This window comes from Paenarthrobacter nitroguajacolicus, assembly GCF_029952445.1.
GTDB classification, from domain to species: domain Bacteria; phylum Actinomycetota; class Actinomycetes; order Actinomycetales; family Micrococcaceae; genus Arthrobacter; species Arthrobacter nitroguajacolicus_B.
On sequence record NZ_JAQPPK010000014.1, the window covers coordinates 34,766 to 60,797 of the forward strand.

General features: G+C 63.6%; 26 protein-coding genes and 1 pseudogene. 20 read left to right on the forward strand and 7 right to left on the reverse strand.

Annotation, left to right across the window (positions count from 1 at the left end; all coding sequences use genetic code 11):
* Positions 1-108: 108 nt before the first annotated feature.
* The 13 genes from PJL15_RS11905 (at position 109) to PJL15_RS11965 (ending at position 10,719) form a co-directional block, all read left to right on the forward strand.
* Positions 109-1,002 carry a bifunctional methylenetetrahydrofolate dehydrogenase/methenyltetrahydrofolate cyclohydrolase gene (locus PJL15_RS11905; protein ID WP_281451357.1) on the forward strand — a complete coding sequence of 298 codons (894 nt, stop codon included), beginning with the start codon at positions 109-111 and terminating at the stop codon, positions 1,000-1,002.
* Between the two features lie 99 nt (positions 1,003-1,101).
* Positions 1,102-2,280 carry a sensor histidine kinase gene (locus tag PJL15_RS11910; RefSeq protein WP_281451358.1) on the forward strand — a complete coding sequence of 393 codons (1,179 nt, stop codon included), beginning with the start codon at positions 1,102-1,104 and terminating at the stop codon, positions 2,278-2,280.
* Positions 2,277-2,942, forward strand: coding sequence for a response regulator transcription factor (locus PJL15_RS11915; protein ID WP_281451359.1), 666 nt, complete (start codon positions 2,277-2,279; stop codon positions 2,940-2,942). The genes PJL15_RS11910 and PJL15_RS11915 overlap by 4 nt, the downstream gene beginning before the upstream one ends.
* 139 nt (positions 2,943-3,081) lie before the next feature.
* Positions 3,082-3,402 carry an SHOCT domain-containing protein gene (locus PJL15_RS11920; RefSeq protein WP_281451360.1) on the forward strand — a complete coding sequence of 107 codons (321 nt, stop codon included), beginning with the start codon at positions 3,082-3,084 and terminating at the stop codon, positions 3,400-3,402.
* Between the two features lie 151 nt (positions 3,403-3,553).
* Complete coding sequence (locus PJL15_RS11925) at positions 3,554-4,483, forward strand: ABC transporter ATP-binding protein (RefSeq protein ID WP_281451441.1); 930 nt, start codon at positions 3,554-3,556, stop codon at positions 4,481-4,483.
* Between the two features lie 52 nt (positions 4,484-4,535).
* Complete coding sequence (locus tag PJL15_RS11930) at positions 4,536-5,354, forward strand: ABC transporter permease (RefSeq protein WP_348651488.1); 819 nt, start codon at positions 4,536-4,538, stop codon at positions 5,352-5,354.
* Positions 5,351-6,184, forward strand: coding sequence for an ABC transporter permease (locus PJL15_RS11935; RefSeq protein ID WP_281451362.1), 834 nt, complete (start codon positions 5,351-5,353; stop codon positions 6,182-6,184). Before PJL15_RS11930 ends, PJL15_RS11935 begins: the two co-directional genes overlap by 4 nt.
* Positions 6,185-6,309: 125 nt before the next feature.
* Entirely contained in the window at positions 6,310-6,876 is a 567-nt protein-coding gene (locus PJL15_RS11940) for a hypothetical protein (RefSeq protein ID WP_281451363.1), read from the forward strand.
* Positions 6,877-6,886: 10 nt separating this feature from the next.
* Entirely contained in the window at positions 6,887-7,720 is an 834-nt protein-coding gene (locus PJL15_RS11945; protein ID WP_281451364.1) for an exodeoxyribonuclease III, read from the forward strand.
* Between the two features lie 20 nt (positions 7,721-7,740).
* Positions 7,741-8,853 (forward strand): tryptophan--tRNA ligase, encoded by a 1,113-nt coding sequence (trpS, locus tag PJL15_RS11950; protein ID WP_281451365.1) that lies wholly within the window; start codon positions 7,741-7,743, stop codon positions 8,851-8,853.
* A 4-nt stretch (positions 8,854-8,857) separates the two neighbouring features.
* Complete coding sequence (locus tag PJL15_RS11955) at positions 8,858-9,535, forward strand: 2'-5' RNA ligase family protein (RefSeq protein ID WP_281451366.1); 678 nt, start codon at positions 8,858-8,860, stop codon at positions 9,533-9,535.
* A complete protein-coding gene (locus tag PJL15_RS11960; RefSeq protein WP_281451442.1) occupies positions 9,462-10,547 on the forward strand; it encodes a YihY/virulence factor BrkB family protein in 1,086 nt (361 codons plus the stop codon). The genes PJL15_RS11955 and PJL15_RS11960 overlap by 74 nt, the downstream gene beginning before the upstream one ends.
* A gap of 19 nt (positions 10,548-10,566) precedes the next feature.
* Positions 10,567-10,719: a hypothetical protein gene (locus tag PJL15_RS11965; protein WP_281451367.1), complete on the forward strand. Its 153-nt coding sequence runs from the start codon at positions 10,567-10,569 to the stop codon at positions 10,717-10,719.
* A 75-nt stretch (positions 10,720-10,794) separates the two neighbouring features.
* On the opposite strand, the gene PJL15_RS11970 is transcribed toward PJL15_RS11965, so the two are convergent.
* Both PJL15_RS11970 and PJL15_RS22715 read right to left on the reverse strand, forming a co-directional pair.
* Complete coding sequence (locus PJL15_RS11970) at positions 10,795-13,053, reverse strand: hypothetical protein (protein WP_432443818.1); 2,259 nt, start codon at positions 13,051-13,053, stop codon at positions 10,795-10,797.
* A 51-nt stretch (positions 13,054-13,104) separates the two neighbouring features.
* Positions 13,105-13,941, reverse strand: a pseudogene (locus PJL15_RS22715) (glycoside hydrolase family 43 protein); the annotation flags it as partial.
* Between the two features lie 110 nt (positions 13,942-14,051).
* Between PJL15_RS22715 and PJL15_RS11975 the strand changes: the two are divergent.
* Positions 14,052-15,353, forward strand: a complete 1,302-nt coding sequence (locus tag PJL15_RS11975) for an ABC transporter substrate-binding protein (RefSeq protein WP_281451369.1) — start codon at positions 14,052-14,054, stop codon at positions 15,351-15,353.
* A 71-nt stretch (positions 15,354-15,424) separates the two neighbouring features.
* On the opposite strand, the gene PJL15_RS11980 is transcribed toward PJL15_RS11975, so the two are convergent.
* From PJL15_RS11980 to sdhC, 5 genes are all read right to left on the reverse strand, one after another.
* Complete coding sequence (locus tag PJL15_RS11980) at positions 15,425-16,201, reverse strand: alpha/beta hydrolase (RefSeq protein ID WP_281451370.1); 777 nt, start codon at positions 16,199-16,201, stop codon at positions 15,425-15,427.
* Positions 16,202-16,316: 115 nt separating this feature from the next.
* Positions 16,317-17,099: a succinate dehydrogenase iron-sulfur subunit gene (locus PJL15_RS11985; RefSeq protein WP_018777252.1), complete on the reverse strand. Its 783-nt coding sequence runs from the start codon at positions 17,097-17,099 to the stop codon at positions 16,317-16,319.
* Complete coding sequence (gene sdhA, locus PJL15_RS11990) at positions 17,099-18,898, reverse strand: succinate dehydrogenase flavoprotein subunit (RefSeq protein ID WP_281451371.1); 1,800 nt, start codon at positions 18,896-18,898, stop codon at positions 17,099-17,101. The genes PJL15_RS11985 and sdhA overlap by 1 nt, the downstream gene beginning before the upstream one ends.
* A 99-nt stretch (positions 18,899-18,997) precedes the next feature.
* The gene (locus PJL15_RS11995) at positions 18,998-19,474 is read right to left on the reverse strand and encodes a succinate dehydrogenase hydrophobic membrane anchor subunit (protein ID WP_026542860.1); all 477 of its coding nucleotides are present in this window, start codon (positions 19,472-19,474) and stop codon (positions 18,998-19,000) included.
* A gap of 3 nt (positions 19,475-19,477) precedes the next feature.
* Positions 19,478-19,858: a succinate dehydrogenase, cytochrome b556 subunit gene (gene sdhC, locus PJL15_RS12000; protein WP_018777254.1), complete on the reverse strand. Its 381-nt coding sequence runs from the start codon at positions 19,856-19,858 to the stop codon at positions 19,478-19,480.
* 289 nt (positions 19,859-20,147) lie between these two features.
* On the opposite strand from sdhC, the gene PJL15_RS12005 reads away from it, so the two are divergent.
* The 6 genes from PJL15_RS12005 (at position 20,148) to PJL15_RS12030 (ending at position 25,954) form a co-directional block, all read left to right on the forward strand.
* Positions 20,148-21,245 carry a mannose-1-phosphate guanylyltransferase gene (locus PJL15_RS12005; protein ID WP_432443819.1) on the forward strand — a complete coding sequence of 366 codons (1,098 nt, stop codon included), beginning with the start codon at positions 20,148-20,150 and terminating at the stop codon, positions 21,243-21,245.
* A 110-nt stretch (positions 21,246-21,355) separates the two neighbouring features.
* Positions 21,356-22,561 (forward strand): amidohydrolase, encoded by a 1,206-nt coding sequence (locus tag PJL15_RS12010; protein WP_281451373.1) that lies wholly within the window; start codon positions 21,356-21,358, stop codon positions 22,559-22,561.
* Positions 22,562-22,683: 122 nt separating this feature from the next.
* Complete coding sequence (locus tag PJL15_RS12015; protein ID WP_281451374.1) at positions 22,684-23,118, forward strand: MarR family winged helix-turn-helix transcriptional regulator; 435 nt, start codon at positions 22,684-22,686, stop codon at positions 23,116-23,118.
* A 43-nt stretch (positions 23,119-23,161) separates the two neighbouring features.
* A complete protein-coding gene (locus tag PJL15_RS12020) occupies positions 23,162-23,593 on the forward strand; it encodes an organic hydroperoxide resistance protein (protein WP_281451375.1) in 432 nt (143 codons plus the stop codon).
* Positions 23,590-24,603, forward strand: coding sequence for an NADP-dependent oxidoreductase (locus PJL15_RS12025; protein WP_281451376.1), 1,014 nt, complete (start codon positions 23,590-23,592; stop codon positions 24,601-24,603). The genes PJL15_RS12020 and PJL15_RS12025 overlap by 4 nt, the downstream gene beginning before the upstream one ends.
* A gap of 244 nt (positions 24,604-24,847) precedes the next feature.
* On the forward strand, positions 24,848-25,954 hold the full coding sequence (locus PJL15_RS12030; protein WP_432443816.1) for a BMP family lipoprotein: 1,107 nt from the start codon (positions 24,848-24,850) through the stop codon (positions 25,952-25,954).
* Positions 25,955-26,032 lie beyond the last annotated feature (78 nt).

Genomic DNA, 26,032 nt, shown 5'->3' on the forward strand with positions numbered 1-26,032 from the left:
GCATTACCCGGGCACTGACCCGGAGCTAACGGGATCCGCCGCCACACATACGGCGGCGGGTCCCGTTGGCATGAGCCAACAGGTCACCCACCAGAAAGAGCAGATGGAATGACACAGTCCACCGCACAGATCCTTGACGGCAAGGCCACCGCCGCAGCCATCAAGGCAGAACTGACCACTCGCGTTTCCGTCCTGGCCGGCAAGGGAATCGTCCCGGGCCTGGGCACCATCCTGGTGGGATCCGACCCCGGCAGCACCTGGTACGTCGGCGGCAAGCACAAGGACTGCGCCGAGGTTGGCATCCAGTCCATCCGCCGCGACCTTCCGGAGGACATCTCCCAGGAAGAGCTCCTGAAAGTTGTCCAGGAACTCAACGAGAATCCGGAGTGCACCGGTTACATCGTCCAACTGCCGCTGCCCAAGCACATCGACCAGGACGTCATCCTCGAAGCCATGGACCCCGACAAGGACGCCGATGGCCTGCACCCCATGAACCTTGGCCGCCTGGTGGCCAATGTCAACGGCGAAATGAAGTCCCCGCTGCCCTGCACTCCCAAGGGCTGCGTGGAGCTGCTTCGCCGCCACAACATCGAGCTCAAGGGCAAGCGCGTCCTGGTGGTTGGCCGCGGCGTCACCATCGGCCGCCCGATTGGCCTGCTGCTGACCCGCAAGGAAGTCAACGCCACGGTGATCCTGGCCCACACCGGAACCGTGGACCTGCCCGCCGAACTCCGGCAGGCCGACGTCGTGATTGCTGCTGCAGGCGTGCCGCACATGATCAAGGCTGAGGACCTCAAGCCGGGTGCGATCGTGCTCGACGTCGGCGTCAGCCGCGTGGACGACGGCGACGGCAAGGCTGTTGTCACCGGAGACGTGGACCCGGCAGCTGCCGACGTCGCCGCCTGGCTGTCCCCGAACCCGGGCGGCGTTGGCCCGATGACCCGCGCCATGCTGCTCGCCAACGTCGTGGAGAGCGCCGAGCGCCAGGCCGGTATCGCCTAGGTCTCCCGCAACACAGCAGGGCGCCTACTCCCCACGGAGTAGGCGCCCTGCTCCGTTAACCCGACGACGCCACACGGCAACCACCGCTAGGCTCTGTGTATGCAGCCCCGTTCCCTTGGGCCAACGCGGCGTCCGGGGCCTTCGCGATACCCGGGTCCACGCCGTTTTGCCGGCCCGCCCACCAGCTTCATCGTCATCACGGTGGCCGTCATCCAGATTGTGGGTACGTTGTTTTCCGCAGGCCGCCAGGATGCACCCCGGCCCCTGGACGTGCTTGCGATCCTGTTGCTCCTGGCCGGCCCCGCCGGGCTGGCCTTCCGCAAGCGCGCCCCGCAGCTGATGCTGCCGATCGCGCTTGTTGCCACTGGCGCCTACCTGGCCTTGGGTTACCCCTGGGGGCCCATCGTCTTGTCCTTGGCCCTGGCCGTCATCATGACGGCGGCAGCGGGCCTTCGCTGGCAGGCCTGGGCCGGTGCCGGGGTGGCCGCTGCGGCTGTTATTGCTGCGGCAGCCCTGGCAGGCGACGACAATTGGCCGGTGCGTGCCTCCGCCGGGGTGGCCTGGGCTGCGATCCTGGTGTTGATCGGGCAGGGGATCCGACGCCGGAGCGAACGGTTCGCCGAGTACCGGCGCCGACGCGAGTCTGCCGAGAAAGCCGAGCGCGACGAGTACCGGCTCACGCTGGCCAGGGACATCCACGACGTCGTGGCGCACTCCTTGTCCATGATCAACGTGCAGGCGTCGGTGGCCCTGCATGTTGGCGCCGATGATCCGGCGAAACTCAGGCCCGCCTTGGAGGCCATCAAGGCTGCCAGCAAGGAATCGCTCACCGAGGTCCGGCAACTCCTGGGCGTGCTGCGCGAGGACATCCCGCTGGCCCCTGCCGCGCGGCCCACGCTCGTCCGAATCCCCGAGCTGGTAAAGAACGCGGAGGTCGGAGGCCTCCAGGTGACCCTGACGGACAACGCCAACCATCAGCTCGTCGGATCCGCCCAGCAGGAAGCCGCCTACCGGATCATCCAAGAGGCCCTCACCAACGTCGGACGGCACTCAGGTGCCCGATCCGCCGTCGTGCGCATTGCCCAAACCGCCGAGTCACTGACGGTGACCGTTGAGGACGACGGCGGCGGCATGGGTGGGGCGCTCCCGGGCAACGGCCTCACGGGGATGCGGGAGAGGGCGGCCGCCTTGGGCGGGACGCTCACCCTCGGCGAGCTGCATCCCGGGCTGAGGGTCCAAGCAACCTTGCCCGCACCCCAAGAAGGAAACCTCCCATGATCCGCATCCTCCTGGCCGACGACCAAACCCTGATCCGGGCAGGTTTCCGGGCGCTCCTGGACGCCGAACCGGACATGGAAGTGGTGGGGGAGGCCGGCACGGGCCGGGACGCCGTGCGCCTGGCCACGCGCGAAAAGCCGGACGTCATCCTCATGGACATCCGCATGCCGGACGAAGACGGACTGACCGCCACCCGAAAGATCCTCAGCGACCCGGCCCTGGCCGGAACGCGGGTCATCATCCTCACCACCTTCGAGCTGGACGAGTACATTGCCGAAGCCGTCCGCGCCGGCGCAGCGGGTTTCCTGGTCAAGGACACAGAACCCACTGAACTCATCCGCGCCGTCAGGGTGGTCCACGATGGAGACGCGCTGCTTTCCCCCTCCGTAACCCGGCGGATCATGGCCCAATTGGCATCCCAGAGCCGCGCGGCAGGCAAAGTGGTCCCGCTCGATCAGGTGACAGAGCGTGAGCGCGAAGTCCTGGCGCTGGTCGGTGAGGGCTTGAACAACGCCGAGATCGCAGAACGGCTTTTCATCACGCCCCTGACAGCCAAAACCCACGTGTCCCGCATCATGACCAAGCTGATGGTCCGGGACCGCTCCCAACTGGTGGTCCTGGCCTACGAATCCGGACTGGTGAAACCCGGCTGGAGCAGCTGACCGACTCCCCGCGGAGTAGGCGGCCACCCCAAGGTGACTCCCGACGTCGGACGCCCCGCCCGCCGCTTCTGAACAGACTTGAACCAGAGCCGAAAGACGGTTCCCGCCCGAACCGGCGGAGAGAGTTTGGATCACTGACATGTTCACAGCATTGACGTCAATCGTTGGCGAAACCACCACGCTGCCAGGCTCGCTGGCGCAGGTGCCGGCCGCCGTCGTCGCCCATGCTCCGTGGGGAGACGGCGTTGCCTGGCCATTCTTCCTGTTGTTCCCGTTGTTCTGGATCCTCGTGATCGGCCTGATCATCTTCACGGCCCGCAGAACCTGGCGCCGGAACCACCAGTGGGCTGCGACGCAGGGCGCCGAAGGCGTGCTCCGCGAACGGTATGCGCGCGGCGAGATTGACGAGACCGAGTTCCGGCAGCGCCTGGAGGTCCTGCGCTCGCAGCCCTCGTCCTAGGGGTCCCGTGCCGGCCTCAGGGAGGGTTATATTCAAGGAATTTGCGGAATAGATCTTTCACATCTTCCCAGGGGCTATTAGTCTGCTGAGGGTGCACAATGAAGCAATCCGCTCTGAAACCTCCCCAGGATCGTCGCAAACCAGCTTCGACATGAACCCACCCACCGTCATCAGCGCACGCAACCTCACCAAGGCCTACGGGGACCTCACCGCCGTGGACAACATCTCCTTCGACGTGCCGGCAGGGGAGTCCTTCGGACTGCTGGGCCCCAACGGTGCGGGCAAGTCCACCACCATGAAAATGATCGGTGGCGTCTCCCAGCGGACCTCCGGCTCGCTGAGCATCATGGGCCTGGACCCCGAATCCCACGGCCCCGAGGTCCGCGCCCACCTTGGCGTGGTCCCGCAACAGGACAACCTCGACGAAGAGCTCAAGGTCCGCGAAAACCTGATCGTCTATGGGCGCTACTTCGGCCTGCCGCTGAGCTATCTGCGCCCGAAAGCCGATGAACTCCTGGAATTCGCGCAGCTCACGGACAAGGCCAACTCGAAGGTGGACGCATTGTCCGGCGGCATGAAGCGGCGCCTCACCATTGCCCGATCGCTGATCAACGAACCGCGGATCCTGCTCCTGGACGAGCCCACCACCGGGCTGGACCCGCAGGCGCGGCACATCCTCTGGGACCGGCTGTTCAGGCTGAAGGAAAACGGCGTGACGCTCATCCTCACCACCCATTACATGGATGAGGCTGAGCAACTCTGCGATCGCCTGATCGTGGTGGACAAGGGCCGGATCATGGCCGAGGGCTCACCAGCCAGCCTTATCCGCGAGCACTCCTCGCGCGAAGTACTCGAGCTCAGGTTCGGTTCCGAGCGGAACGCGACCATCGGCGTCGAGCTTGTTGGTATCGGCGAGCGGCTGGAGACGCTGCCGGACCGCGTGCTCATCTACGCGCACGACGGCGAGGCCGCCCTGGAGCAGGTGACGGCACGCGGGCTGCGGCCCATGACGTCCCTGGTGCGCCGCTCATCGCTGGAGGACGTGTTCCTTCGGCTGACGGGCAGGAGTCTCGTTGACTAGGGGACCGTTGACTGGCGGCACTGACAAGCTACTCACGACGGCGGAGCAGCCGTTGCGGGCCCACCCACCTGCCGTCTCGGCCGCCAAAGCGCGGCGTTGGGGCTCCTTCTTCTACGCGGAGCAGGTTCTCCGCGTCATGCGCAACTACGGCTGGTCCGTGTTCCTCTACAGCGTGGGGCAGCCCGTGGCGTACCTGTTCGCGATGGGCGTCGGCTTGGCCAGTTTGGTGGACGCCAACAGTGTGGCGGCCTTTGGCGGAGTGAGCTATTTGGAGTTCGTGGCGCCGGCGTTGCTGGTATCCGCTGCGGTGATGACGGCGTCCGGCGAGTTCTCGTACCCCGTCACCGACGGCTTCAAATGGCGCCGCGTGTTTTACGGGCCGCATGCCTCGCCGCTGACACCGCAACAGATCGCCAGCGGACATGTCATGGCCAGCACCGTCCGCTTCCTCCTGCAATCGGTGATCTACTTCGCGGTGGTAGCCATGTTCGGTGCATCGCCGGGCCCGTGGGGCTGGGTCTCCGCGCTGGTGGCCACAGTTGCCGCGCTCTCGTTTGGCCTGCCGCTCATGGCGTACGCGGCCAGCATCACCCAGGACAAAGGCCAGTTCGCCTTGGTCCAACGCTTCATCGTGATGCCGTTGTTCCTGTTCTCCGGAACGTTCTTCCCGCTGGATACCCTGCCCCTTGCGGTGCGCTGGATCGGCTGGATCTCGCCGGTCTGGCACGGAACCGAGCTTGGGAGGGTCTTCACATATGGAATGGACGAGGACCCGTTGCTGACCATCACCCACGGGTTGTTCCTGGTGGCTGCGGCCGTTGTGGGCTGGGTGCTGGTCCGCCGCCAATTCGTGAAGAGGATGGGCTCATGAGCGTCCTGACCGGTGGCCACAGCGCCACGGATCTTGCCCGCGAACGGAAGTTCGGCTCCTTGTACTCCCGCAACGCCAGGGCTGTGGTGGGTCGTGGCCTCATGGCAGCGAAATCGAGCACCTGGTTGGTGCTGGTATCCGGGTTCTTCGAGCCGGTGCTCTTCCTCTTGGCCATGGGCGTAGGCATGGGATCGATCGTGGGGACGGTCCAAGGCCCGGGCGGTGCGGAAATCAACTACGCCGCCTACATTGCCCCGGCGCTCCTCGCAGTGTCCGCCATGAACGGGGCAATCTACGACTCCACCTGGAATGTCTTCTTCAAGATGAACTTCGCCAAGTTGTACCAGGGGATGCTCTATACCTCGCTTGGTCCGTTGGATGTGGCCATCGGGGAGATCTTCCTGGCGTTATTACGGGGACTTCTGTATGCCACCGGGTTTACCGCGGTGATGGGTGCCATGGGCCTGATCACCAGTTGGTGGGCCATCCTGGTCATTCCGGCCTCCGTGTTGATCGCCTTTGGATTCGCCAGCTTTGGGATGGGCATCACCAGCTTCATGAAGACGTTCCAGCAGATGGACTGGATCAACTTCTTCCTGCTCCCCATGTTCCTGTTCAGCGCCACTTTCTATCCGCTCAGCGTGTACCCGCAGCCGATCCAGTGGTTCATCCAGGCCATGCCGCTCTGGCACGGCGTGGAGCTCCTCCGGCAAATCAGCGTGGGCGTCTTTACTCCTGCGACCGCCATCCACGTGGGCTATTACCTGGTGATGATCGCGCTGGGAATCATGCTCACCACGGGAAGGCTGCGCCGATTGTTCCTCAAATGATGGAGTTTTTGTGCAGCTAACGCGCTGATGAGGGCCTCCTGGGAGCATTAGCTGTACAAGACATCCTGTGTTCGCCGTCCGTGGAAGCGTCCCGGGCACCTTTCGGCGTTTGAGAGAATGGGGTCATGCAATCTCTCGGTGACCCGCACCCGTCCACGTCTCCCGCCAGCAAAGGCATGTTCAAGGGCTTCCGCATTGGTGGCCTGGGGATGACCGTCGTTATCATCGCCTTCCTGGTGGCCGTCATCTTCGCGGCCAACCAGAACGATGTTGTTGGTTGGGTAGTCGCTGTCGTGGCGTTCGGTTGGCTGGCCCTTGCAACGTTCGTTGTCCTGAGCATCCGGCGGGCCGCCCAGCGAGCCGGCGCAAAGCTGACCGAAGCGCAAAATGCCTTCAACGCCGCAGCCGGCCGCGCGCCGTCGTCGAACGTTGCCGACCACGGTGGCACCCGCGTGGTTGCCGAACGGAACCAAGCCGACGAGGTCCGCGACCTCAAGTTGGACCACTCCTTCAAGATTGTCCAGGTGCAGGTCCGGGTGGTGGATGAGGAACGCGCAAAGGGCGACGCCGCCAACCAGGACACCATCAACCGCGCCTTGGAAACCATCGCCATTACGGCCACCAACGCCAGGGATATGATCAAGTCCTCCGGCGGCTCGGACGAGCCCGTTGCCGGCACCATCATCGACTAGAGTAGAGCGGGTGAGTACGGCATTGAAGAAGGACTTCCTTCGCATCGCATCGGTCAACGTCAACGGCCTGAGGGCTGCCTACAAGAACGGCATGGCGGAATGGCTGGAGCCGCGCGAGGTCGACATTCTCTGCCTCCAGGAAGTCCGCGCTCCTGACGACATCGTCAGGAAGCTGATCGGCGAAGGCTGGCACATCCTCCACACCGAGGCTGAAGCCAAGGGCCGTGCCGGCGTCGCGATTGCTTCCCGTGAAGAACCTGCCGCCACCCGTGTAGGCATCGGCGATTCCTACTTCGATACTTCGGGGCGCTGGGTCGAAGCCGACTTCAACGTCAAGAACGCGGCAGGCGAATCCACCACGCTTTCGGTTGTCAGCGCCTACGTGCACTCCGGAGAAGCAGGAACCCCAAAGCAGGATGACAAGTACCGCTTCCTCGATGCCATGATCACCAGGCTCCCGGAACTGGCCAAGCACAGCGACCACGCCCTGGTTGTTGGCGACCTCAACGTGGGACACACAGAACTCGATATCAAGAACTGGAAGGGCAACGTCAAGCGTGCCGGCTTCCTCCCGGAGGAGCGGGCCTACTTTGACCGCTTCCTCGGCGAAGAAATCGGATGGAGGGATGTCCACAGGGGCCTGGCAGGAAATGTCGCCGGCCCCTACACCTGGTGGTCCCAGCGCGGTAAGGCCTTTGACACTGACACTGGCTGGCGCATCGACTACCACCTGGCCACCCCGGATCTTGCCGCAGCTGCTTTCTCGGCTGTCGTGGACCGGGCGCCTTCGTGGGACACCCGCTTCTCCGACCACGCACCGCTGGTAGTCGACTACCGGCTCTAAGCTCCCTAAGGTATTCCTCCATGACAAGTTCCACCACGACTGAAACCGGTACGGCAGCCGCACCGGAAACCATCACGTCCACCAAACTGGCTGTCGGTGCCAAGCACAGGGTCCTCTCCGGAATGCAGCCCTCGGCCGATTCCCTGCATCTGGGCAACTATCTCGGTGCCCTGGTCAACTGGGTCCGCATGCAGGACGAGTACGACGCCGTCTTCTTCATCCCGGACCTGCACGCCATCACGGTGCCGCAGGATCCCGCCGAACTCGCACGTCGCACCCGCGTCACTGCTGCCCAATACATTGCCGGCGGTGTGGACGTGGACAAGTGCACGTTGTTCGTCCAGTCCCAGGTCCCTGAACACGCCCAGTTGGCGTGGGTCCTGAACTGCATCACCGGCATGGGTGAAGCCGCCCGGATGACCCAGTTCAAGGACAAGGCACAGAAGCAGGGCTCCGACCACGCCAGTGTTGGCCTCTTCACCTACCCCATCCTGCAGGCTGCGGACATCCTGCTCTACCAGCCGCACGGCGTTCCGGTCGGCGAAGACCAGCGCCAGCACGTGGAACTCAGCCGTGACCTGGCAAACCGGTTCAACAGCCGGTTCGGGGAGACCTTCCAGGTTCCCGAGGCCTTCATCCAGAAGGAATCGGCCAAGATCTACGACCTCCAGAACCCCACCGCCAAGATGTCCAAGTCCGCGGAATCACCAGCCGGCCTCATCAACTTGCTCGATGACCCCAAGACCGTTGCCAAGCGCATCAAGTCTGCCGTCACGGATACCGAGACCGAGATCCGCTACGACCGCGAGAACAAGCCGGGTGTTTCGAACCTGCTGACCATCTACTCAGCCATCAGCGGCACACCGGTGGAGAAGATCGTGTCTGACTACGAGGGCAAGATGTACGGCCACCTCAAGGTCGACCTCGCCGAGCTTGTCTCCGGGCACCTGGCACCCATCCGCGAACGCGCCAACGAGCTCCTGTCCGACCCCGCGGAACTGGACCGGCTCCTGGCGCATGGTGCCCACAAGGCGCGGGAAATTGCCTCGGCTACCCTCGCTGACGTCTACTCCAAGGTTGGCTTCCTGCCGTACCGCGGGGACGCCAACCACGGCGAGCAGGGAGTCCGCTAACTCCATGTGCTCTGCTGGCCAGCTCAACGTCAAGACCGACACCCGCAGCGGTGTGGGTCCGGACGACTCTCGCCAGCCGGCTGTCACCGGCGCTGACTGCGGCGCCGGTGACGCCATGTGCGTAGGCGTGATCCTTGGCTTCCCGCCGGAAATAGCCCGTGAACTCCAGGAATGGCGGGCTTCCTTCGGCGATCCCATGGCCGAGGTTATTCCCGCCCACATCACGCTGATCACCACAACGCCCACCCAGGACTGGGACGCTACCCGTGAGCACGTCAGGGAGGTCGCCCGTACCCAGGAACCGTTCCACATCACGATCTCCGGCACCGGCTCTTTCCGGCCTGTCTCGCCGGTAGTGTTCGTGAACGTCGAAGAGGGCTTTGAGGAATGCGTGCAATTGCACGAGAAACTCCAGACGGGTCCCCTCGAGCGAATGCTTCCTTTCCCTTACCATCCGCACGTCACCGTGGCGCACGACGTCGCCCAGGAAAATCTTGACGAGGCCGAAACGGTCCTCAGAGATTACCGGGCCACCTTCCCTGTGGTTAGCATGGGACTTTACGAGCACGACACCAATGGAATTTGGCAGCTACGGGAAGAGCTCGACTTTGGCGGCGATACTGACGAAGAACAGCAGGCGGATTCAGGCCACGGAGGCGGACGCTCCTCCGCTGCCAACTGAGCTGGCAAAACTCAAGCTTGAGCTGCTCCGCAAGCGGCAGGACTGGGGCCACTCCAAACGCGCCGGGGAACCTCTGCTGAAGAAGGCAGGTGCCTTTTTCGCGCTGTTCATGGCGCGGCTCAACACCAACCGCGCCATGCGTTCCTTCCAGCACTACTCCCGCCAGCACGGACCCCTGTTGAGTGCGGGCATCGGCTTCAACATGTTCTTCTCCGTGACCGGCTTGCTCACCACGGGCTTCGCAGTTGCAGGCATCGTGTTGGGTGGCAATCCGGTGCTGGAGGACGCGGTCATCAAGAGCGTCGCGGCCGCAGCTCCCGGCCTGCTGCAGGTGAACGGTGGAGAGGGCCTTGTTGATCCGCAGTCGCTGCTCAACCCTTCCGGCCTGGGCTGGACTGCGGTGATCGCAGCGGCTGTCACGATCTTCACTTCCCTCGGCTGGATCGCGAGCGTCAGGGAAGGCTTGCGCGGGGTGATGAACGCCGGTCCCTTGGTGCGCAACGCCATCCTGCAAAAGCTCATCGATGCCGGCACCCTGCTGCTCCTGGGCGTCATCCTGGTGGTCAGCGCCGGTGCTTCCCTGGTTTTTGGAACCGCCGCGGATTGGTTCTTCGGGGTCCTGAAGCTCGACGAAACCATCGCCGCACCCATCGCGGCGGTCGTCAAGATCGTGGTTCCGCTCCTGCTGAACTGCGCGACGGCGGCCGTCCTGTTCCGCGTGGCCGGTGGCCTCACGTTGACCCGGCAGGCGTTCCTTGAAGGGGTAGTACTGGCAGGCGTTGGCACCACGGTCCTGCAGTTCTTCAGCACCGAACTCCTGGCCCGGTCCGGAAACAATCCTGTCCTGGCTTCGTTTGCCATCATCATCGGCCTGCTGATCTGGTTCAACCTGGTGAGCCAGGTGTACCTTGTTTCGGCGTCGTGGTCAGCCATCCGCGAGGCCGATACCGAGTCGGGGGAGACTCCGCGGAAGAGGGTCCTCGGTTCGCGCCGCGTAGCGCCGCGCACCTGACGGACCCGGTGGAGGCGGCATGAACAACCAACTGTGGATAGCCTGCTTGCTGGGGGCTGCCGTGGGCCTGATCGTGGGTCAACTGATCTTCAATTCACCCTTCCTGGGGATTCTCCTCGGCGTGGGCTTGGGCGCTCTTGTTGGTGCGGCAGTAGGCCCACGCCGCGGTTGAGAAGCAACGCGGGGTCACTTATGGCCCATCCGGAGGCGGATTATGGGCCATAAGTGACCCCGCGTTGCCCTGAAGCTAGGGCGACTGCACCAGTCCTTCCCACGCCACCGTCCAATCCTCAGGAAATCCCGGGGTGTGCCGCTCGGGTCCGTTGTCCCAGCCGGCGGCCATCAACGCGACCGCGGACAGGAGACCACCGTTGCCCGGCAAGTACAGCGGCAAGGAATCAGTCTGGCGATTGTGGCCGTTTGGAAGCACGGTATTCTTTCCCGCACTCAACAGCAGGGCGTCGACGGCGGCCTCGGGGTCGCCCAAGCGCGCGGCGGTCATGGCCATTACGGGATAGTCCCACCCCCAAGTGCTGGCCCAGTCCCAGTCGGCCAGGACGTCGTTCAAAGTAGCCCTCATGATGGCGGGATCGATCAGTTCGGTCTGTGGGAGGACACCCAGTGCGCACAGCATCGATGGGTGGTCGGTGCGGATGGTGAAGGGTTCGACGTCGATGGCTGCGTACACGCCGTTCACCACCCTGGGCGCCACCATGCCCCGTGACACGGCCGACCATTCCTCCACAGGCTCCAGTCCGAGCCGGTCGCGCCAGGCGGCGGCCGTTTGCAGACCCCATTGCCAGTAGGCCAGCTCGAAGGTGGGGTTGGTGACCGAGGCCCTGATGGCACCGTAGCTCTCCTGCGCCGGAATCAAGGGTGGGCCCAACTCGAATCCCCGCGACGTCGGATGCGCAAAGCTTGCCATGAAAGCCGCCGATTCGAACACGACCTCCGCGAACTCTTCCAGCACATCCCGGCTGGGGTTGGCCCGATACACGAGCTCGGCCAGGTAGATCGGGTGCGGCTGCTGCCAGATCAGGAACGTCCCGATCGGACTTGGACTCTCCCGCCCCTCCGGACCTACCTGCTTGGGCCAGCGGACGCCGTCGAAACCCTGCGCTTTCGCGGTTTGCCGCGAGGTCTCAAGCACCGTCGAGTACCACCGCAGGGACGGCAGCAGCAGCTCCATCCGGTTCCACTGCGCGAAATGCGCCGCATGCCACCAGTGCATCTCCAAATGAAAGCGGCCGCGCCAGGAATTACACACGAGGCCCGTCTCCTGCGGCGGCAGTGAACCCGAGCAGTTGACCGCCGTCAGGTACTGGGACAGGACAATCCGGCGCTCCAGCTCCTTGGCCCGAGGATCTTCCGTGGCATGGAGCTCTATCGCCCCACCCGAGGACCAGAACTGCGGCCAATGACCAGCCGAAGCCGCGGCAACACCGCTGCCAGGCGAAAGCACGACGCCGGCACTCGTCTTGGCGTGGCCGGCCGGTTCCGGCGCCCTGTCACCGGCGCGGTGCCTACCTCGTGTGACGTGCCCACCCCGTGGGAGGCAGTCGCCGTCGCCGGAAGAAACGAAGGAGATGGCGAAGTCCAGGATGCCGTTGTTCGTTTGGCCCGCGGGACGCACGCGGAGGCCATGTTCCTGAGGTTGTTCGACTCCGAGGTGCCGGCCAGTGATGATGACCCGGTAACGGGAATTATCCAGTTCACGGGTGGCCGTCCACATCGTGGCATCGTCATCGCCGGCCAAAGGCAGGGATTCGGTGAGGGTTGTGCGGTGTTCGCCCGGCCTGGTCCAATCCGCCGCGTCATGCCAGGCCTCCGATCCGTAAGGAAAGGCAAGTCCCACCACCAACCCGGCCCCGAGCGCAGCCGACTCCACACGGAAGCCGAGCTCGTCACGATCCGGGTGGCACGCCGTCGTGACTTTGACGAGGTGCCCGCCCAGGGAGAAGCGGCTGGTTACCACCCCTGTCCACAGGTCCAGCGTCTGCACGGCATCGGTGATCTCTTCCGGCCTGACCCGGCGCTCCACACCGTCCTCCAACCAACGCAGGCCGATGCGCCCCAGGTCCAGCCGATGCGAGTTGGCGCGTAACCACTCTTCGGCGGCGGAGGTGTTGGTCTCGCGATCGTTGACGATGTCGCCCACCATGTCCACGTAGGGGACGGGGCCGCGCGGCGAGTCGTAGAGGACAGTGGATCCGGCGAGGTCGTACGACTCCGCGGACGGTATGGTGTGCCAACCCCACTGCGATTGCGTACCCAGGAGCGTGCCCGGCGCCAGGTCACCCCGGGAAGCGACGGGGTAGGCCTCAGGCAGCGTCTGGAAGCCGGTGAGATCCATGGTGAAGGCAAACTCGCCGTTGCCCACAGAGACAGGGCTCCGGGGATCGAGCTCACGCTGGCTGACACTGTGGCGCCGGACCAGGGCTTTGCGATCGATGGTGGCGGGGGAGTGCCCAGTACCTGCGGGCTCCAGCACCACTGTGTCTTCCAGCTCGTGCAGCGGATGGAACGCGGCCCGCTCGTGGGGGCTCTTGTTGGGCTGGTGCAGGGTCAGGAAGAGGCTGCCGTCGAGTTTCCGGCCGATCATGCCGTGTCCACCGTCCGTGCTCCACAGTGGTTCCACTTCCTGGGTCCAGGGGCCAAGGACCGTTCCGGATTCACTGCGCGCGATTCCCATGGCGTAGCCGTCGCTGCCAAAGCTGGACCACAGCATGATCAGGCCGCCGCTGGAGAGCCGGTGGAGGAAAGGGCCGTCCGTGACGTAAACCGGAGCGGCCTGTGTCGATGCCGCCGTCGATGCCCGTTCCAGTGCGCGCGACCACGGTGCCTCGGAGGCGTTGAACAGCACTACCGGCTCTCCGTCCGAACCACGGAGATCCGGACTCAAACGTTGGGCCATTATCGCGCCGTCGCTGACCTGTTTCCATTCGTGGCAGAACACCATCCACGGCACGCCGGACTCATCAACGTGGAGGGTTCCATCAAGGCACTCCCAATCCGCAGGGGTGACGGGGCCATCGCTCCAGGGTTCGTAAGGGCCTTGCGGATCTGGTGCGGAGAGGATTTGCGTCCCGCGGGAATGGCCCGGGGCGGTGAACGTGGCGAACATGAAAAACTGACCTTGGTACTCATGAACCTCGGGCGCCCAGTACTGTTCCTTGCTCCAAAAATCCGGGGCGGGACGGAACGCAGGGTAAGGGCCCTCCCACTCCACGAGGTCGCGGCTTCGGTAGCAGTCGAAGCCTGTGGCCGGTCCGGACCAGATGTTCTTGTCAGTGCTGCCGAACAGCAAATACTCCTGCGACCCGGGCAGCGTCAGGACGTAGGGATCCCGGATCTGGATCTGGCCAATCCCGACTTGGTTAGGGCGTTGTGGCACGGCGAACTCCTCTGGGGGATGAATAGTTCATGCTCAAAACTATTGACGAATATACACGGTCTTGATACGTTTCAGGAACCGTTTTCTCGAGGCTGAAAGAAGCTTACCCAATGACGCGTAAATCTCTCCGACACATTCGCAAATCACTCGCATTCTTCACTGCAGTCGGCCTGGTGGGCCTGACCGCCGCCTGCTCCAGCCCGTCGTCGAACCAGCCCGAGGACGGACCCGTGGAAATCCGCTTTTCCTGGTGGGGCAACGCTTCCCGTGCCGAGTTGACCAACAAGGCCATCGCAGAATTCGAGGCCGCCAACCCCAACATCAAGGTCAAGCCCGAGTACGGCGATATCAGCGGCTACTTCGACAAACTGGCCACCCAGGTTGCAGCCAACGATGCCCCCGATGTGATCACCATGGGTGGCGCCTACCCTGCGGAATACGCCAACCGGGGAGCACTCCTGGATCTGTCGAAGGTGCAGGGTTCACTGGACCTGTCAAAGATGGATCAGGGCGCCTTGGAAAACGGCCAGATCCAGGGCAAACAATACGGCGTCTCCACAGGGGCCAATGCGCTGGCGGTGGTGGTGAACCCGGCCGTCTTCCAGGCGGCCGGTGTCGAGCTACCCGATGACAGCAAATGGTCCTGGGATGACTTCGCCAAGGTGGCCGCCGATGTCACGGCCAAGAGCCCCAAGGGAACCTACGGCACGGCAACGGTCCTGACGCACGACTCACTTGATGCCTTCGCCCGCCAACGCGGCAAGTCCCTGTACACACAGGATGGCCAGTTGGGACTGGACAAGGACACTGTGCAGGCCTACTTCGACTACTCGCTCAAACTCAGCGAATCCGGTGCAGCCCCCAGTGCCTCGGAGACAGTGGAAAAGCTCAATGTCAGCACCGAGCAGACGCTCATGGGCATGGGACAGGCGGGCATGATGCTCACGTGGAGCAACTCGCTTTCTGCGTTGAGCAAGGCATCGGGCGCGGACCTGAAGCTGTTCAAGCTCCCCGGCGAGACCCCTACTCCCGGCATCTGGCTCCAGTCCTCGCAGTTCTACACCATCTCAGCCCGCAGCAAGCACACGGACGCCGCCGCAAAACTCGTGAGCTTCCTGGTCAACAATGAAGCCGCAGCCAAGATCATCCAGAGCGACCGCGGGGTGCCCAGCAACTCGGGTATGCGCACGGCCATCCAGGACCTTCTCACCCCGCAGGGCAAGGTTGAGGCCTCCTACATCGACCAGGTCGGCAAGATGGACTTCGCGCCCACGTTTATCGGCCCCACGGGTTCCACGGCTGTTTCGGAAATCACGGCCCGCATCAACACGGAGGTGCTCTTCAAGCGCCTGACACCCGAGAAAGCCGCCGAGCAATGGATCAGCGAGAGCAAAGCAGCCATCGGCAAATAAGCACCCAACTAAGTAACAGCAAACGTTCCACTGAGGCGTCAGTTGAACGTTTGCTGTCACCTACATGGGCGTCAGGCAGAGTCGCGGATCTCCAGGTACGGGTCGGCCCAGGCACCGATGATCCGGGCAACCCGTGCCGCCTGGCCCTTCCCCGTGAGCAGGTGCTCGCTGCCCTCGAGGGAGATGAAGCTCCGGGGGTGGCGGGCTGTGCGGAAGATTTCGCTCGCGTTGTCGATCCCCACGGTGTTGTCGGTGGGGGAGTGCATCACCATCAGGGGCTTGTGGAGTGTCCGGATGCAATCACGCAGGTCGGCGCTTTCCACGTCCTCCACGAAGTGCCTGCGAATCTCCATCGGGCGGCCACCCAGGTCAACTACGGCGCTTCCGTCGCGAAGGATGGAGTCAATTTCGGCGTCGAACATGTGCTCCACGTGCTTTGGTTCGTAAGGCGCGGCAACAGTCACCACTGCATTGAGCCCGGGAATGTCGCGGGCGGCGGCGAGCACAGCCGCACCGCCGAATGAATGGCCCACCAGCAACGAAATCTCCCGGCCTGTGAGCCGCATGAAGTCTGCCGCCAGGATCGTGTCGGCCACCTTGACGCTGAACGATCCAGCCGACCATTCGCCTGCGGAACCGCCGAGGCCCAGGTTGTCGAACCGGAGCATGCCGACCCCCTGCTCGGCCAGGCCCTTGCAGATACGCGACGCCGCAGGGCTGTCCTTGCCCAGGGTGAGGCCATGCGAGTACAGCCCCCAACCGCGCACTGGTCCCTCGGGAACATCCACGATTCCGGCCAGCGTATCGCCGGTGCTTCCCGTGAAGCTGATCTTCTCAGAGCGTGACACGCTGGTCTCCTTGCGTTGCGGTGTGCGGTTACGGCAGTTGATTAACGACGACGGCGCCCCTCACCTGCAGTGGTGAGCGGCGCCGTCGTCGTGCTGTTCTTTGGAGAACGTCAGACTAGATCTTGCGGGCCAGGATGGCTTGCTTGACCTCGGCGATTGCCTTGGTCACCTGGATGCCACGGGGGCATGCTTCCGAGCAGTTGAAGGTGGTGCGGCAGCGCCACACGCCTTCCTTGTCGTTCAGGATCTCAAGGCGCATGTCGCCGGCGTCATCACGGGAATCGAAGATGAAGCGGTGTGCATTGACGATCGCTGCCGGGCCGAAGTACTGGCCGTCGGTCCAGAAGACCGGGCAGGACGACGTGCACGCTGCGCAGAGGATGCACTTGGTGGTGTCGTCAAAGCGCTCACGGTCCTCAACGGACTGCAGGCGTTCCTTGGTGGGCTCGTGGCCCTTGTTGATCAGGAAGGGCATGACTTCGCGGAAGGACTGGAAGAACGGTTCCATGTCCACGATCAGGTCCTTCTCCACGGGGAGGCCCTTGATCGGCTCGACCGTGATGGGCTTGGACGTGTCCAGGTCCTTCAGGAGGGTCTTGCAGGCGAGGCGGTTGCGGCCGTTGATGCGCATGGCATCCGAACCACACACACCGTGGGCGCAGGAGCGGCGGAACGAAACGCTGCCGTCGATCTCCCACTTGACCTTGTGGAGGGCGTCCAACACGCGGTCCGTGCCGTACATGGTCAGCTTGTAGTCGTCCCAGCGGGCTTCTTCTGAGATCTCGGGGTCGTAGCGGCGCACGCGGAGCGTGATGTGGAACGTGGGAATTTCACCGTCGCCGGCAACACTGGCCGGAAGCTCGATCTTGGAGGCGGGCTCTGCCATTTCGGTGGTCATTAGTACTTACGCTCCATCGGCTCGTAACGGGTGAAGATCACGGGCTTCGTCTCCAGACGGATGCCCGCAACGGATTCCGCCGAGGAGGCGGCAGTGACGGAATTGTCCAAGTAAGCCATGGAGTGCTTCATGAACTTTTCGTCGTCGCGGTCCGGGAAGTCCTCGCGGTAGTGGCCACCGCGGGACTCTTCACGGTGCAGCGCACCGACGGTCATGACCTTGGCCATGTCCAGCAGGAAGCCCAGCTCCACCGCTTCCAGGAGGTCCAGGTTGAAGCGCTTGCCCTTGTCCTGGACGGTGACGTTCTTGTACCGCTCTTCGAAGGAGGCGATGTCGCGGAGGACCTGCTCCAGGGATTCCTTGGTACGGAACACCTGCATGTTGGCATCCATGGTGTCCTGCAGTTCCTTGCGGATCTGCGCAACACGCTCGGTGCCGTTGCCGTTGAGCAAGCCATTCAGGATGCCGCGGGTCATTGCCTCGGGGTCCTCGGGCAGCTCGACGTAGTCGGCGGTCTTGGAGTACTCCGCTGCGGCGATGCCTGCGCGCTTGCCGAACACGTTGATGTCCAGAAGCGAGTTCGTGCCAAGACGGTTGGAGCCGTGCACGGAGACACAGGCAACTTCACCGGCTGCGTACAGGCCAGGAACGATCGTGTCGTTGTCCTGGAGTACTTCGGTGGTGATGTTGGTGGGGATGCCGCCCATGGCGTAGTGCGCCGTGGGGAATACGGGGACGGGATCGGTGAACGGCTCCACACCCAGGTAGGTGCGGGCGAATTCGGTGATGTCCGGAAGCTTGGCCTCGATGTGTGCCGGCTCGAGGTGGGTGAGGTCCAGGAGGACGTAGTCCTTGTTCGGGCCACAACCGCGGCCTTCACGCACTTCGTTTGCCATGGCGCGGGCCACGATGTCACGGGGCGCGAGGTCCTTGATGGTGGGGGCGTAGCGCTCCATGAAGCGCTCACCCTCGGAGTTACGCAGGATGGCACCTTCACCACGCGCACCCTCGGTGAGGAGGATGCCCAGGCCGGCGAGGCCGGTCGGGTGGAACTGGAAGAACTCCATGTCCTCCAGGGGGATACCGCGGCGGAACGCGATGCCCATGCCGTCGCCCGTGAGGGTGTGGGCGTTGGAGGTGGTCTTGAAGACCTTGCCGGCTCCACCGGAGGCGAAGACCACGGACTTTGCCTGGAAGACGTGCAGTTCACCGGAGGCGAGGTCGTAGGAGACGACGCCGGCGACGCGCTTCTGCTTGTACGGCGTGCCGTCCTCGCGTACAGCGTCTTCTTCAACGATGAGCAGGTCAAGGACGTAGTACTCGTTGTAGAACTCAACGTTGTGCTTGACGCAGTTTTGGTACAGGGTCTGCAGGATCATGTGGCCCGTGCGGTCTGCTGCATAGCAAGCGCGGCGGACGGGAGCCTTGCCGTGGTCGCGGGTGTGGCCACCGAAGCGGCGCTGGTCGATCCGGCCCTCGGGGGTGCGGTTGAACGGCAGACCCATCTTTTCCAGGTCCAGCACGGCGTCGATGGCTTCCTTCGCCATGACCTCGGCCGCGTCCTGGTCAACCAGGTAGTCGCCACCCTTGATGGTGTCGAAGGTGTGCCATTCCCAGTTGTCTTCTTCGACGTTGGCCAGTGCTGCGCACATACCACCCTGGGCCGCACCAGTGTGCGAGCGGGTGGGGTAGAGCTTGGTCAGTACCGCTGTGCGTGCACGCTGACCGGACTCGATCGCGGCGCGCATGCCGGCGCCACCTGCACCGACAATGACGACGTCGTACTTATGGACCTGCATACCAGATGCTCTCTCTTTCAAAATTCAGATGGTCGGCGGAGGCTGCTCCGCTACGTCAGGCGGCAGGCCGAAGCCGGACCGCCACTGTGGCACAGCCCGCTACGGGGCCGGGCAGAATCCGCCAGGCAGCTGAACGCCGTCGACGACGGGGCACGGGTTGAAGGTGAAGATCACCAGGGTGCCCAGGATGATGATGACCAGGGTGGCCGCGTAAAGGACCATCTTGAGCCAGAAGCGAGTGGAATCCTTCTCGGCGTAGTCGTTGATGATGGTGCGGACGCCGTTGGTGCCGTGCAGCATGGCAAGCCACAGCATGGCCAGGTCCCAGAACTGCCAGAAGGGATCGGCCCACTTGCCGGCGACGAAACCGAAGTCGATGGCGTGGATGCCTTCGCCCACCAGCAGGTTAACGAAGAGGTGGCCGAAGATCAGCACCACCAGGACGATGCCGGAGAGCCGCATGAAGAGCCAGGCGATCATCTCGAAGTTGCCACGGCTGGAGCCGGTGCGGTTGTACTTCGGGGCGATTTTCCCGGAGCCGATTTTCCCGCTGCGCGGGGATTCGATGGTTGTCATGGCTTAGTGGCCTCCCAGCGCGAGGGAAAGGTGGCGGATAGCGAAGCCGGCGAACGTGACCAGCCACAGTGCAAGCACGACCCACAGCATCTGGCGCTGGTACTTCGCGCCCTTCTTCCAGAAGTCGATCGCGATCACACGCAGGCCGTTGAAGGCGTGGAAGATGATCGCGGCGACCAGGCCCGTTTCCCCCAGGGCCATGAGGGGGTTCTTGTAAGCACCAATGACGGCCGTATAGGCCTCAGGGGACACGCGCACCAATGAGGTGTCCAGCACATGGACCAACAAGAAGAAAAAGATCACTACACCGGTAATACGATGTCCAACCCAGGACCACATGCCTTCACGGCCGCGGTACAAGGTGCCAGCTGGTTTTGTCGGCACTGATTAAACCTTCCTGCAACACAGCGGCGCTGGCATGGGATCCATGCGGGGGGAACGCCTGCTGCGAGAGCACTCGTAGCTCACGCCTAAATCTAGGCTTCGCTCACAGCATATTCAATTTAGGACGGGCTTCTCTGCTTGTTAATTCCGTGTTTCCTGCCCGGATTCAGGCGATTTTGGGTGCTGTCTGAGACGAACGCCACATGCGTGGCGTTCTGCGGAGCTTACCCGCTGCGTCGGATAAAGTGTTGCGGTGAGTACAGAAGACGCGAAATACCCGGAATCGCCCATGAACCGCTTCCATGCGGTTATTCCGGCGGGCGGTGTGGGGACCCGGCTATGGCCACTCTCGCGTGCCGCTGCGCCCAAGTTCCTGCATGACCTGACCGGATCCGGCAGCACTTTGTTGAGGGCTACCTACGACCGCCTGGAGCCACTGGCCGGCGAACGCGTGCTGGTAGTGACGGGCCAGGCCCACCGTGCTGCCGTCTGCCGCCAGCTGCCCGAAGTAGGGGACGACGAACTCGTCCTCGAAAGTGAACCCAAGGACTCCGGCGCTGCCATCGGACTGGCCGCTGCCATCCTCTACCGCCGCAACCCGGACACCATCATGGGCTCCTTCGCGGCGGACCACGTCATCAGCCCCGACGACCTCTTCCAGGAAACGGTCCGGGAAGCGATCTACACCGCTGCGACGGGCAAGATCGTCACCATTGGCATCAAACCCACCCACCCTTCCACCGGCTTTGGCTACATCCGTTCGGGCGCCGCGCTCAACGTGGACGGTGCTCCGAACGCACTTGCGGTAGCGGAGTTCGTGGAGAAGCCCAGCCAGGAAGTTGCCAACAAGTACGTCGAAGCAGGCGACTACGTCTGGAACGCGGGCATGTTCGTAGCTCCCGTGGCGCTGATGCTCAAGCACCTCGAAGCCAACCAACCCGAGCTTTTTGCCGGCCTCCAGGAAATCGCCGAAGCCTGGGACACCCCGCAGCGTGCCGACGTCACGGCGCGGGTTTGGCCCACGCTGCCCAAGATTGCCATCGACTACGCCGTCGCGGAGCCCGCCGCGGCAGCCGGCGATGTCGCCGTCGTGCCTGGCACTTTCCGTTGGGACGACGTCGGCGACTTTGCCGCCATCGGCCGCCTGAACAACGCCGGCGACGTCGATGAGGTGACGGTTCTCGGCGAAGGCGCACGTGTGTTCGCGGAGAACGCCAGTGGCGTGGTGGTCTCCGATACCAAGCGCGTGATCGCCCTGATCGGCATCAAGGACGTGGTCATCGTGGACACCCCGGACGCACTGCTGGTCACCACCAAGGAACATGCGCAACTGGTGAAAGGCACCGTCGACGCCCTGAAAGCCAGTGGCGACACCGACGTCCTGTAACGCCTGCGCTTATACCGTGAGCCACCTCTTTGGTTGTCCTGCGCCTGAACGCAGCGTAACCAAGAGGTGGCTTTCGTTCTTCGGGTGCCGCGGATGGCTAGAGTTGTGACGTGCGCAATTACACGACTGAAACCGAGCCCGCCCCCGTTGTGAGTCCCTGGGTTGATGAACTGCTGCCCGGACTCATCGAGTTCCGCCGGGACCTCCATGCGCACCCGGAGCTGTCCTTCAAGGAATTCCGTACCACGGACAAGCTCGCGGAGCGCCTGGAAGCAGCCGGGCTGAAGCCGCGCAGGCTCGAAGGAACCGGCTTGACGGTTGACGTGGGCGAGGGCCCCATCGCCACGGCGCTTCGTGGGGACATCGACGCGTTGCCGATCATCGAGGAAACCGGACTGCCGTTCGCCTCCAAGAACCACGGCGTCACGCACGCCTGCGGGCACGACGTCCACACCACAGCCATGCTGGGCATTGCCCTGACACTTCAGCGGATGCACAAGAACAACCCCTTGGGCGCCACGGTGCGCATCATTTTCCAGCCTGCCGAGGAAACCATGCCCGGCGGTGCGTTGTCTTGCATCGAGCAGGGAGTGCTTGAAGGCGTGCCGCGCATCCTGGCCCTGCATTGCGATCCCCGGATCAACGTGGGCCAGATCGGTACGCGCATCGGTGCCATCACGTCGGCGTCGGACACGATCAAGATCGAGCTTTCCGGCCGGGGCGGCCACACCTCCAGGCCGCATCTGACTGAAGACCTGGTGTTCGCGTTGGCGCAGATAGCGGTCAACGTGCCCGCAGTCCTGTCCCGCCGGGTTGATGTCCGCAGCGGCGTCTCGGTGGTGTGGGGGCAGATTTCGGCAGGTTCGGCACCGAACGCCATTCCCGGTACCGGATATATGGCCGGCACCATGCGTTGCCTGGACCGCGATGCCTGGCACAGCGCGGGGGAGTTGCTGGACGACGTCGTCAGGCAGGTCGCTGCACCCTACGGCGTGGACGTCCATCTTGAGCACACCCGCGGCGTGCCACCGGTGGTGAACTCCGAGCATGAGACCGCCCTTATCGAAGCGTCAGCGCGCGCCGAACTGGGCGAGAACGCTGTGGTCCTGACTCCGCAATCCATGGGCGGCGAGGACTTTGCATGGTTCCTGGCGGACCTTCCGGGTGCCATGATGCGCCTGGGCACGCATACTCCTGGTGGCGAAGAGTACGACCTCCACCGGGGCGATTTCATTGTTGACGAGCGCGCCCTGGGCTACGCCATCCGCGTCCTCACCGCCGCTGCCCTCCGCACGATCCGCGACCTCGAACAGTAACCCAACCAGGTAACAGCACATGCTCTACTGAGTGCTCAGTGGAACATGTGCTGTCACCCAGTTGGGTACTTGCGGCGGGAATTGAGTTGTACACAATTGAATTGTGCACTATCGTTTTAGTCATGAGTGATGCACCCCGCCTCCGCCACCAGGTCTGCTTTGCGCTGTACTCGGCATCAAAGGCCGCGACGGCGGTCTACCGCCCCGTGCTCGACGACCTTGGACTCACCTATCCCCAGTACCTCGTGATGCTGGTCTTGTGGGAACAGGAGCCGCGGAGCGTGCGTGAACTCGGCGCCGAACTGGGGCTCGATTCCGGAACGTTGTCGCCGCTGCTCAAACGCCTTGAGGGCCTGGGGCTGGTGGAGCGGAAGCGCTCCGCAGAGGATGAACGTCGCGTGGACGTCGTCCTGACCGACGCCGGAACGGCGCTCAGCGCCAGGGCCCAAGCGGTGCCCCAGCGGTTGGCCGACGCCGCAGGACTTTCCGCGGCCGAGATCGAGCAACTGCACGCAACCCTGGGCAAGCTCACTGCAGCGCTGAACAGCTCACTCTGAAGCTTTTTACGCCATTACATTCCCGAAGAGAAACGGAAACACCATGAAGACTCTCTACACAGCAGAGGCCCTGGCCTCGGGCGAAGGCCGCGACGGCAACGCCCGCACCAAGGACGGCAAGCTGGATGTGGCCCTCGCCAGCCCGGTTGAACTCGGTGGCAACGGCCAGGGAACAAACCCCGAGCAGCTTTTCGCGGCGGGATATGCCGCCTGCTTCCACTCCGCGCTGCGGCTTGTCGGCCGCAAGGAACGTGCCGACGTCAGCGATTCCGCCGTTGCAGCCAAAATCCACTTTGGCGCGCTGACCGACAGCGAAGGCTACGGCCTCGCTGCCGAACTCGAGATCGCCTTGCCGGCCCTGGACCGCGACACCGCCGAAGCCCTGATGGCCAAAGCGCACCAGATCTGCCCGTACTCCAACGCAACCCGCGGGAACATGAATGTCGACCTCAAGCTCGTGGAGTTCGCAGCATGAGCGCCGCCGTCACCGAAACCCGCGAAATCCAGCTTGCCTCACGTCCCGTCGGCCGCCCGGCTCCGGAGAACTTCCGGCTGGCCCAGGCCGAGTTGCCCGAGCTCGCTGACGGACAGCTCCTGGTGAAAAACCAGTTCATGTCCGTGGATCCCTACATGCGCGGCCGCATGAACGACGTCAAGTCGTACTCCGCGCCCTTCCGCCTGGATGCAGCGCTCGACGGCGGTGCCGTAGGTGAGGTGATCGCGTCCCGTTCGGACGCGCACAAGGTGGGTGACGTCGTCGTACATCAACTGGGGTGGCGTGAACACGCGGTAGTTGACGCCGCAGCGACCACGCCTGTGCCGGGTGGGCTCGCTCCCACCTCCGCTTTCCTGGGCGCGCTGGGCATGACGGGGCTCACCGCCTACGCGGGCCTGCTGAAGGTGGCCGAGTTCAAAGAGGGCGACGTCGTGTTCGTCTCCGGTGCTGCCGGTGCCGTCGGTTCCATGGTGGGCCAGATTGCCAAGGCCATGGGCTCCTCCAAGGTCATCGGCAGCGCGGGCTCGCCGGAGAAAGTGGCCCGGCTGCTGGAGCTTGGCTTTGACGCTGCGTTCAACTACAACGATGGTCCCGTCCTCGAGCAGCTCCAGGAAGCTGCGGGGGAGCGCGGCATCGATGTGTACTTCGACAACGTCGGTGGGGAACACCTCGAGGCCGCGTTGGCGACCCTGACCGTCGGTGGCCGCGTGGCTATGTGCGGCGCCATCGCCCAGTACAACTCAACCGAGCCGCCTGCCGCCCCGCGGAACATGGCGGTGGCGATCGGCAAGCAGCTGACCCTCCGTGGTTTCCTCGTCGGCGGACAGCGGCAGCATGCTGCCGAGTTTGCCCAAAAGATGGCCGGATGGCTTGCCGACGGCACCATCAGCTACGACGAGACGATCGTCGACGGGCTGGAGAATGCACCGCAGGCCTTCATCGATTTGCTGGACGGAGCCAACACCGGAAAAATGCTGGTCCGGTTGTGAGGCGGCAGTAGCCGGGTGTGACTTGCGCACCCGGCTACTGCTTGGTAACAAAAAGTCAACAATCTGACCCGGACGGCACCTTTGTGCTATCCGGGTGTGTTCCAGGCCACTAGGGTGGTGTCATCAAATGCGCTTCGGCGCAGCTGCGAGCATCAGTGAAAACAGAATTTCTGCCTCAGGTATAGGAAACGGACACTCATTGACCATCCGTCGTAGCGCCAATCACTTTCTTCCTGGAGGAAAATTGAAGAAACCACTGCGTGCCACCCTGAAGCGCGGTTCAATGGCCGGTGTTGCAACCGTCGGCGCAGCAGCGCTCCTGCTGACCGGCTGTGGCCAGGCCCCCGACGCCGGATCCGGCGCCGCCACCAAGAGCGACTTCCTCGGATGCATCGTTTCCGACTCCGGCGGATTCGATGACCAGTCCTTCAACCAGTCCTCGTACGAGGGACTGAAGAAGACCGAAACAGATCTTGGCATCCAGACCAAGTCGGCCGAATCCAAGGCCAACAGCGACTTCGAAACCAACCTCAATGGCATGGTCTCCGCCGGTTGCAATTTGACCATTACCGTGGGCTTCCTCCTGGGCGATGCCACCAAGGCCGCTGCCGAGAAGAACACCGACAAGCACTTCGCGATCATCGACTACGCGTACGAGACTCCGATCGCCAACGTCAAGCCCGTTGTCTACGACACCGCACAGGCTGCCTACTTGGCCGGTTACACTGCTGCTGCAACCACCAAGACCGGCAAGGTGGGAACCTTCGGCGGCATCAAGATCCCCACAGTGACGATCTTCATGGATGGCTTCTACGACGGCGTCCAGGCGTACAACAAGGCCAAGGGCAAGTCTGTCCAGGTGGTTGGTTGGGACAAGAACACCCAGGACGGTTCGTTCACCGGCGACTTCGAGAAGCAGGACACCGGCAAGCAGGTCACCATCAACCTGCTGGACCAGGGCGCGGACATCGTGATGCCCGTGGCCGGCCCGGTTGGCAAGGGTGCAGGCGCCGCACTCAAGGAAGCCAAGGCTGCAGGCAAGGACGTCAAGCTCATCTGGGTTGACTCCGACGGCTACCTCACGGCTCCCGAGTACAAGGACCTCATGCTGACCTCCGTGGTCAAGCAGATGGGCGAGGCCGTTGAAACCGTGGTGAAGGACGACAAGGACGGCAAGTTCAGCAACACCGCCTACGTTGGCACGCTTGAGAACGACGGCGTGGCCATTGCCCCGTTCCACGACCTCGATTCCGCGGTTTCTGCTGAAACCAAGAGCGAACTCGATGCCCTGAAGGCGGATATCGTCTCCGGCAAGCTCGTGGTCGAGTCGAAGGCAAGCCCCAAGAAGTAAGCAATTCCTGGACGCGCCGCCAGTACCGAGCCCCGGTACTGGCGGCGCGTTTTTGCCCTGACTAGGCTGATCCCAAGC